The organism is Arenibaculum sp. (assembly GCF_035998295.1).
GTDB lineage: Bacteria > Pseudomonadota > Alphaproteobacteria > Azospirillales > Azospirillaceae > DASYHS01.
Genome location: NZ_DASYHS010000289.1, coordinates 1 through 6,717 on the forward strand (window position 1 = coordinate 1; position 6,717 = coordinate 6,717).

The 6,717-nt window shown below is 72.7% G+C and carries 7 protein-coding genes; 3 read left to right on the top strand and 4 right to left on the bottom strand.

Annotated elements, in window-relative coordinates; translation table 11 throughout:
• The 3 genes from VGO20_RS27555 to VGO20_RS27565 all read right to left on the bottom strand — a co-directional run.
• The coding region (locus tag VGO20_RS27555; protein WP_327505626.1) for a metallophosphoesterase family protein at nucleotides 1-285 on the bottom strand (285 nt) is incomplete at its 3' end.
• 139 nt (nucleotides 286-424) lie between these two features.
• A complete protein-coding gene (gene arfB, locus VGO20_RS27560) occupies nucleotides 425-847 on the bottom strand; it encodes an alternative ribosome rescue aminoacyl-tRNA hydrolase ArfB (protein WP_327505627.1) in 423 nt (140 codons plus the stop codon).
• 21 nt (nucleotides 848-868) lie between these two features.
• Nucleotides 869-3,103 (bottom strand): helicase-related protein, encoded by a 2,235-nt coding sequence (locus VGO20_RS27565; RefSeq protein WP_327505628.1) that lies wholly within the window; start codon nucleotides 3,101-3,103, stop codon nucleotides 869-871.
• Nucleotides 3,104-3,222: 119 nt separating this feature from the next.
• Here VGO20_RS27565 and VGO20_RS27570 point away from each other — a divergent pair, with 119 nt between their 5' ends.
• Together VGO20_RS27570 and VGO20_RS27575 are read left to right on the top strand one after the other, a co-directional pair.
• Entirely contained in the window at nucleotides 3,223-4,641 is a 1,419-nt protein-coding gene (locus VGO20_RS27570) for an amidase (protein WP_327505629.1), read from the top strand.
• A gap of 82 nt (nucleotides 4,642-4,723) precedes the next feature.
• Nucleotides 4,724-5,674: a DMT family transporter gene (locus VGO20_RS27575; protein WP_327505630.1), complete on the top strand. Its 951-nt coding sequence runs from the start codon at nucleotides 4,724-4,726 to the stop codon at nucleotides 5,672-5,674.
• Nucleotides 5,675-5,677: 3 nt separating this feature from the next.
• On the opposite strand, the gene VGO20_RS27580 is transcribed toward VGO20_RS27575, so the two are convergent.
• Nucleotides 5,678-6,364: a dihydrofolate reductase family protein gene (locus tag VGO20_RS27580; RefSeq protein ID WP_327505631.1), complete on the bottom strand. Its 687-nt coding sequence runs from the start codon at nucleotides 6,362-6,364 to the stop codon at nucleotides 5,678-5,680.
• Nucleotides 6,365-6,504: 140 nt separating this feature from the next.
• Between VGO20_RS27580 and VGO20_RS27585 the strand changes: the two genes are divergently transcribed.
• A partial coding sequence (locus VGO20_RS27585; RefSeq protein ID WP_327505632.1) for a helix-turn-helix domain-containing protein occupies nucleotides 6,505-6,717 on the top strand: 213 nt, incomplete at its 3' end.

The window sequence follows — 6,717 nt, forward strand, 5'->3', positions numbered from 1 at the left end:
GGCGTCGTGGTTGCCGTGCAGCAGGAACACCGGGATCGCGTGCTCGCCGAGGCGCGCGGCCTGGCGGGCGAAGAACAGGCCGGTATTGAAGTCGCGCCAGTCGCCGTCGTAGAGGTCCCCCGCGATCACGACGAAGTCGGCCGCCTCCTCCACCGCGAGGTCGACGAGTGCTTCGAAGGCACGCCGGGCGGCGGCGCGCAGACGGTCGACCGGCGCCCCCTCATAGGCCGAGAGCCCGACCAGCGGGCTGTCGAGATGGATGTCGGCAGCGTGGATGAACTTCATTGCGGCGACCGCTCCGGGCGAACGAAAGGAAGGCTCCGCCGTGGCGCGGTCGCGAAGCTAGCATGCCGCGGGAGGAAGAAGACAGGGCATCGTGACCGGCTTCGGCCCTCGCCGGGCCGCCGCGATCGCCCACAGGCGCCTAATCCTGTGCACCCGGATACTGCCGGCCCCGCTTCACCTCGGCCCGCTTGGCCTTCCCTTCCAGCCGCCGTTGCTTCGCCCCGTAGGACGGTTTGGTCGGCCGGCGGGTTTTCGGGACCACGGTGGCGTCGCGGATCAGGTCGATCAGCCGCTCCCGCACGTCCTCGCGATTCCTCAGCTGGGACCGGTACCGATCCCCGACGATTATCAGGACCCCGGACGAGCTCATGCGGGAGCCCGCGAGCTTGACCAGCCGGGCCTTCACGTCGGGCGGAAGGTTCGGAGACCCGGCGACGTCGAACCTCAGTTGAACCGCCGTCTCGGTCTTGTTGACATGCTGCCCTCCCGGACCCGAGGCGCGGACGAACTCCTCCTGGAGCTCGCTTTCATCCAGGGAGATCAGGTGGGTGACCCGGATCATGGCAGGCCTCCTACCGGCGCCTCAGGGCCTGCCGCGTCCGCGGCGAAAGCCGCCGCGCGCGGGCCGGGCTGGCGCTTCCCCGTGCCGGCCGGGACGCGGGCCGGGCGCCGCCGGTGCGGCTTCGCCGGCGCGCCGCGGGCCGCCGCGCGCGGGCCGGGCGGCGCGGTCGCGCGCGAAGCACTCGTCGCAGACCCGGAACCGGTGCGTCGGCTTCAGCCGCGCGCCGCACGACGAGCAGGCGCGCGGCAGCGAGCGGGCGGCGAGCGTGCGCTCGATGAAGCCGTTCACCTGCTGCCGGCGCTCCTGGCACAGGTCCATCTCCGGATAGGCGTCCGGGAAGCGGTAGGCGAGCCACGCATAGGCCGTGAGGTCCTTCACCGACTTCTCGGCCGCCTCCAGCTCGACGTCGGTGCCGGTGTCTCGGACGTAGCGCTCGCCGAAATCGGGAGCCGGGTTCGGCCGCCCCCGGCCCTGGTTGATGGCCCATTGCCGCAGCAGGCGGATCTGGTTGGCGTCGCGCACGTCGATGGGGCAGCGCGAGAGCATGTCGCGCACGGCGAGCGGCAGCTTCGCCCCGTCGACCGCGATCGCCGCCTGGATGCGGCCTTCCAGGTCGGTCATCCGGAAGGTCTGGTGCGCGCGCAGCAGCTCCTGCCCGGCCGTGCGCAGCACCTTCGCCAGGCTGTCGGTCTCCAGCTCGCGGGCGATGGCCTCGACATGGATCAGGTTCGGGGAGATCCAGGGCCGCGGGTCCTCGGGTGCCGGCGGCGGCGAGGTGAGCGCGCGGCGCACCGGGCCGATGTTCTCGCCCTCGAGCACGGCGACCCGGCCTTCCTCGTGCATGCCGAAACGGCCGGCGCGACCGCCGATCTGGCGGATCTCCGAGCTGGTCAGCTCGCGCTCCTGCCGCCCGTCGAACTTGCGCGTCGTCGACAGCACGATGCGCGCGATCGGCAGGTTCAGGCCCATGCCGATCGCGTCCGTCGCGACCAGCACCTCGGCCTGGCCCTCGCGGAAGCGCCGCGCCTCGGCGCGCCGCACTTCCGGCGACAGCGCGCCGTAGATCACCGCGACGGGGTGGCCGCGCTGCAGCAGGGCGGCGCGCAGCGCGTGGACGTCACGCCGGGAGAAGGCGACGAGCGCATCCGCGCGGCGCACGTCGTCCAGGGCGACCCGTTCCTCCTGGACGCGCAGCGGCGACTTGCGGGTGAACTCGACGATCTCCAGCTCCTCGCCGATCGCGTCCGCGATCCGCCGCACATAGGGGATCGCGTCGGCCGAGCCGGTCATGATGATCTCGGAAGCCGCCATGCCGGCGACCGCCTGGGTCCAGGCCCAGCCCCGGTCCGGGTCGCCGATCATCTGGATCTCGTCGATGACGCAGGCCCCCATGACGCGGCCGGTGTTCGCCATCTCGATCGTCGAGGACACGAAGGCGGCGCCCGGCCGCACGTCCCGCTCCTCGCCGGTGATCAGCGTGCAGGGACGGCCGCGCGCCTCGATCGCCTCCTGGCCTTCGAGCGCCAGCAGCCGCAGCGGCGCCAGGTAGGCGCCGTCGGCCATCTCGCAGAGCCGGTCCATCGCCGCGTGGGTCTTGCCGGAATTGGTCGGGCCGACGAACAGGCGGAGCTTGCGCAGCATGGCGCGGGCGGCGGCGAAGCTGTCGAGATAGACGCCCAGGCCCGACGCGGTCTCGAGCGCCGTGCGCCGGACCTTGACCCCCGCCCGGGCGGCGGCGGCGGCGAACGCCTCCTCCATGGCGTCGAGCACGGTCTCCAGGCGCGGCGTGCGCCCGCCGAAGCCGAGCACGCGCTGGAGCTGGTCGGCGAACTCGCGCGGCCGCCACGCGTCGCCGAACGCGCCCGCCCGCTCCGACACGGTGGCGACCCAGTCGTCGATGCGCCCATAGGCCTCGTCCAGGCGCCCGGACTCGCGGCACGCCGCCTTGAAGCGCTTGGCGAAGGCCCTGACCTCCGGCCGGCCGACCCCTTCCGGCACCGACAGCCGCGCCATCAGCTCGGCCTCGACGTCCGGGATCGGCCCCACCGCCGCGCGGAACCGGACCTTGAGCTTGTGCTTGTCCGCGCCGGGGATCGTGATCTCGTGCGTGCCCGCGATCGACCAGCGGGCCGGGACCGCATCGATCTCCGCATCGATGCCGTCGCCGCGGACGGCGCCGACGATCGCCCTCAGGACGTCGCGGCGGTCCGGCAAATCGGACTCCTCGGGCGGGAATGGGGTATCGTCATCCGTCATGATGCGTTCCTAGGTGCGCGCCGCGGGTCCGGTAATCAACCGGAATCGACGGTAATTGCACCACGGGCTTCGATTTCGGCTGCGAATCGGACCCCGAGAAGCGAAAGGAGGACGGTTCGATGACGGATGCGGCGATGCTGACGGCGACGGAGCTGCTCGACCTCTACCGGGCGCACCGGCTGTCGCCCGTGGAGGCGACGCGCGCGGCACTCGACCGCATCGCGCGGGACAATGCCGTCGTGAACGCCTTCTCGCTCGTGGACGAGGAAGGCGCGCTCGCGGCGGCGCGCGAGTCGGAGCGGCGCTGGCAGGCGGGCCGGCCGATCGGCCGCCTCGACGGCGTCCCCGCCTCGGTCAAGGAACTCCTGCTCGCGCGCGGCTGGCCTACGCGGCGCGGCTCGCTGACCATCGATCCGGACCAGCCCTGGGAGCACGACGCGCCGAGCGTGGCGCGGCTGCGCGAGCACGGCGCCGTGCTGCTCGGCATGACGACGACGCCGGAACGGGGCTGGAAGGGCGTGACGGACAGCCCGCTGACCGGGATCACCCGCAACCCCTGGAACACCGACACGACGCCGGGAGGGTCGAGCGGCGGCGCCGCCGTCGCGGCCGCGCTCGGCATGGGGGCGCTGCATATCGGGACAGACGGCGGCGGCTCGATCCGCATCCCGGCCGCCTTCACCGGCGTCTTCGGGCTGAAGCCGACCTACGGCCGGGTGCCGGCCTGGCCGCTGAGCCCGTTCGGCGACGTCTCCCATCTGGGGCCGATCACCCGCAGCGTCGCCGACGCGGCCCTGATGCTGACGGTGCTGTCGGAACCCGACGCGCGCGACTGGCAGGCCCTGCCGCCCGACCGGCGCGACTGGCGCGTCGGGCTCGACGACGGCGTTCACGGGCTGCGCATCGCCTGGAGCCCGGCCTTCGGCGGCGCCGTCGTCGATCCGGAGGTGGCGGAGATCGCCGCCGCCGCCGCCGCCGCGTTCGGGGAGCTGGGAGCCGAGGTCGTGCGGGAGGACCCGGAGATCGAACCGACGCACGAGATCTTCCGGCGCATCTGGTACAGCGGCGCCGTCGGCGCGCTCGCCGGCATCCCCGAGGAACGCCGCGCCGACATCGACCCCGGCCTGGCCGAGATCGCGCGCGAGGGGGCCGCGATCCCCCATGTCGACCATCTGGAGGCCGGGCTCGCCCGCGGCCGGCTCGGCCTGGCGATGTCGCTGTTCCTCGACCGCTACGACCTGCTGCTGACGCCGGCGCTGCCGATCCCCGCCTTCGCCGCGGGCCGGGAGGTGCCGGACGGCAGCGGGATGCGGCGGTGGACGGAATGGACCCGGTTCTCCTACCCCTTCAACCTAACCCAGCAGCCGGCGGCGTCGGTGCCCTGCGGCCTCACGGCGGCCGGCCTGCCGGTCGGGCTGCAGATCGTCGGGCCGCGCCACGGCGAGGCGCTGGTGCTGAGGGCGGCCCGCGCCTTCGAGGCGAGGCATCCCTTCGCGTTCCCGGGCGAGCCGCGCACCCCCGGCCGAAGCCCGGCGTGACCGGCGCACGAGGGCGAGTGCGCTTGCGCGGCGGGTGGGAGGCTACTACAACCACGTCCCATACCATCGGACGACCGGACGCATGACCGAGAATCGCCCCGACGGCTCGGCCCCGGACGGCTGGGCCTACCTGATGCTGTTCATCGCCCCGGTCCTGATGGCGAGCAACATGCTCGCCGCCCGCTGGATCGAGGGCAGCATCCCGGCCGTCTCCCTCGCGTTCTGGCGCTGGGCGCTGACGCTGGTCGTGCTCGCCCCCTTCGTCGCGGGCGGGCTGTGGCGCCGCCGGGCGCTGCTCGCGGCGGAATGGCGGACGGTGCTCGTGCTCGGCGCGCTCGGGATGGGAGTGTGCGGGCCGCCGGTCTATCTCGGCGCGCAGACGACGACCGCGACCAATATCGGCATGATCTACGCCTCGACGCCGATCCTGATCGTGCTGCTGGCGCGGCTGTTCTGGGGCGCGCCGGTCTCGCCGACGAAGGCGGCGGGGATCGCGCTGTGCCTGGCCGGCGTCGTCACCATCATCGCCCGGGGCGACCCGTCGGTCCTGCTGTCGCTTTCATTCGCGCCGGGCGACCTGTGGATCGTGTTCGCAGCACTCGGCTGGGCGCTCTATTCGGTCCTGCTGCGCTACCGGCCGAGCCGGCTGCCGCTGACCGAGCGGTTCGCGGCCATCGTGCTGGGCGGCGTCGTGTGCATGCTGCCCTTCTACGCCGCCGAGATGGCGCTCGGGCACTGGCCGCCCGCCACGCTGGAGACCGCGGGCATCATGGTCTTCCTGGCCCTGGTGCCGGGGCTCGCCGCCTATCTCCTCTACGGGCGCCTCGTGGCGCAGCTCGGCGCGCAGCGCACGGGGATGCTGATGTATCTGGTCCCCCTGTACAACGCCGGCCTCGCCTATCTCCTGCTGGCGGAGATGCCGCAGCTGTTCCACGTCGCCGGGGCGGCGCTGATCCTGCCGGGCCTGTACCTCGCGACCCGCAGCGAGCCCGCGCCGGCCCCGGCCGCCCTGGACCGGGCCGCCGCGGACTGAGGCTCAGGCGAGGCTCCTGCGCCGCTCGATTTCCGAATCGCTGGGGGTCTCGGGCGCGAAGGAGCCGGCTATGACGTCGCCCGCACGCTCGTAGCCGACGATCAGCACGCCGCTCGGCGAGGTCGCCGACCGCGTGAGCCTGAAGGCGGCCGGCATCGTGCCGTCGCCGAACAGGCGCTTTCCCCGGCCCAGCACGAGCGGATAGACGAGCAGCCGGAACTCGTCGATCAGGTCATTGGCCAGCAGCGTCTGGACCAGCACGCCGCTGCCCTGGACCAGAAGGTCCGGGCCGTCCCCCTTCTTCAGGTCCCGCAGCGCCGAGACGACGTCGCTGCCCAGAGGCCGGCTGTTCTCCCAGGACAGCGTGTCGGGCGAATGCGTGGCGACATACTTGGTCGCGGCGTTGAAGGTCCTGGCGATGTCGCTGATCAAGCAGTCGAAGGTGCTCGCCGCGGGGTCGGCCTCCACGTAAGGCCAGTGGGCGGCGAAGATGTCGTAGGTCTTGCGGCCGAGCAGAAGGTCGAACGGCGCGGAGAAGCCTTCGGCCTGGGCGGCGGCGATCGCGTCGTCCCAATGGGCCGCGGCCCAGCCGCCATGGGCGAAACCGCCGGTCGGGTCCTCGTCCGGGCCGCCGGGCGCCTGCATCACGCCGTCGAGGCTGACGAACGCCGCGGCTACGATCCTTCTCATCGAACTGCTCCCTCGAATGTCGTGCCCGGTCCGGGCGCTTGCGAACCGAGGACGAACGGCCCCGCCCGGGGCCGACAAGGGCGATCGGTCTTTTCCGGATGACACCTTGACAAAATTAACTGTCAAGGCATCCTCGATGCATGCTCGACCTCGACGTCATCGATAATCCCGCGGCCGCGACGGCCGCCCTGGACCCGATCAAGGCCCGGCTGCTCGCCGAGCTGTCGGAACCCGCGTCCGCGGCGACGCTGGCGGCAAAGGTCGGGCTGGCCCGGCAGAAGGTGAACTATCACCTGCGCGCCCTGGAGGAACTCGAACTCGTGGTGCCGGCCGGCGAGCGGCGCTGGGGCGGC

Bases quoted from the DNA above. Each gene is read 5' to 3' on its own strand.
- VGO20_RS27580 (WP_327505631.1), bottom strand. From the start codon at position 6,364: ATGAGAAGGATCGTAGCCGCGGCGTTCGTCAGCCTCGACGGCGTGATG.
- VGO20_RS27575 (WP_327505630.1), top strand. From the start codon at position 4,724: ATGACCGAGAATCGCCCCGACGGCTCGGCCCCGGACGGCTGGGCCTAC.
- arfB (WP_327505627.1), bottom strand. From the start codon at position 847: ATGATCCGGGTCACCCACCTGATCTCCCTGGATGAAAGCGAGCTCCAG.
- VGO20_RS27565 (WP_327505628.1), bottom strand. From the start codon at position 3,103: ATGACGGATGACGATACCCCATTCCCGCCCGAGGAGTCCGATTTGCCG.
- VGO20_RS27570 (WP_327505629.1), top strand. From the start codon at position 3,223: ATGACGGATGCGGCGATGCTGACGGCGACGGAGCTGCTCGACCTCTAC.